This is a genomic window from Clostridium uliginosum (assembly GCF_900112485.1).
GTDB lineage: Bacteria > Bacillota > Clostridia > Clostridiales > Clostridiaceae > Clostridium > Clostridium uliginosum.
Genome location: NZ_FOMG01000064.1, coordinates 1 through 1,824, shown reverse-complemented (window position 1 = coordinate 1,824; position 1,824 = coordinate 1). Strand labels below are relative to the sequence as shown.

Sequence of the window (1,824 nt, the reverse complement as noted above, 5' to 3'; positions counted from 1 at the left end):
TATTATATCCTTGTATAATTAAGTTGTAAATTTAATAAAAAACTATTTATATTTCTAACGAACATTTCACTTCTTATATTTTTTAATATTCTTATTTATTACCTATCTTATGCATTATAATCAATTTACATTTCGTATTTAAATGGTTTTTTATATTAATTCCAAAAAGGAATCTAACCAAACTTAATATAGTTTAGTATAATACTCCTGAATAGAAGATAGATGTGATATCCTTGGGAAGCTTTTTTAGTTCATACCCGCAAAATAGCGTATCATTCCATCAGGTAGAATTCTATGTTTAGCTGGTTGGGTTTCCCTTTGGGAATTACCCGTGTCACAAACAAGGTTATAAGCTATCTGATAGAGTGGAAGTTCTATTCTATCTCAAATTAAATTTAAAGGAGATATATACTATGTCTAAATTTTTTTATAGTCCTGTAGTAGGAATTGATGTTTCAGCTGATTTTTCATATGTTGCAATACTCGCACCGAATGGTGACGTTTATAAGAAATCTTTTAAGATAAAGCATGATGCCAAAGGATTTGATCACTTAGTTAATGAAATAAAAAAAGTGGAAAAAGAGTTTAACATGAAAACAGGCATTTTCATGGAGTCCACTGGTGTGTACCACTTATCTCTTTTCCACTATCTAAATAAAAATTTTGACAACACATTTGTTATCAATCCACTCATTACTAAGTGTAACAAAAATATGGATATAAGAAAAGTGAAAAATGATAAAAAAGATGCTTTATCTATTGCAACAATAGGAAAATTTCAAAATATTAAGTTATCTCAATCACTTGATCTTGATATTTTCCTTTTGAAAAATCTAGTTAGAGAATATTATAAACTTACAGATAGCTGTTCGACATTTAAAAAGAAGCTATCTGCTGATTTACGAGTTATTTTTCCAAATTATAGTACAATATTTTCAAAACCAACTTCTAATACATCAATTGCAATTTTGAGTAGTTATCCAACTCCCAAATCAATATTAGATGCACCTAAAGAAGATATAATTAAAATTCTCATTGAAAATTCTAGAAGGAGTTTATGTTGGTGTGAAAATATGTATTCTAAGCTCATTAATGCTGCCAAAGAAGCAGATATCATTGGCGTACCGCTGAACGGTCTAGCTGTTAAAATATCGAGTTCTTTGACATTAATAAAAACTTTCAAATCAGAAATCAATACTTTATTAAGTGAAATCAATACTTTACTTGAATCATCTGAATTTCCTAAATCTATAAAAGAAAATATCGAACTAATAGATTCTATTACAGGTATAGGACATTTGACAGCTATTACATTAATAGCTGAAATTGGTGATATTAATGGCTTTATTAAACCTAAACACCTTGTCGCATTCTTTGGTGTTGATAGCTCAGTTAATCAATCTGGTAAATTTGAAGGCGATCAAAATAGGATTTCGAAACGTGGAACCCGAATAGGTCGAAGAGCATTATATGCTGTATCACTTGCTTCAATAAGACGTAATCGAAGTGGAAATCCCACAAATGCAATATTATTAGACTATTATCAAAATAACCTTAAAGGTAAGAAGCCTAAAATTGCTTTAGTTGCTATAATGCGTAAAATTATTAACTACATTTTTGCTGTGCTTAGAAATCAAAAGCCCTTTGAACAAAGAGATCCTAAAATACATAAACAAATGTTTTTAGAAAATACTTCTCTAAGCAAGATAGCTTAATTAAATTCCATTTTTTGTAACCGTTCGTGTTTTCAAACGGTTTGTTTTATATGCACTTTTTTATATTTGAATTTTTTTAAAATTTACTTGACTATTATTAGCTGGTCTA

General features: G+C 28.6%; 1 protein-coding gene. It reads left to right on the top strand.

The genetic code is table 11. The annotated features are described in order from the left end of the window. Nucleotides 1-413 precede the first annotated feature (413 nt). Nucleotides 414-1,715: an IS110 family RNA-guided transposase gene (locus BM027_RS17795; protein ID WP_090094508.1), complete on the top strand. Its 1,302-nt coding sequence runs from the start codon at nt 414-416 to the stop codon at nt 1,713-1,715. The last annotated feature ends 109 nt before the right edge of the window (nt 1,716-1,824 follow it).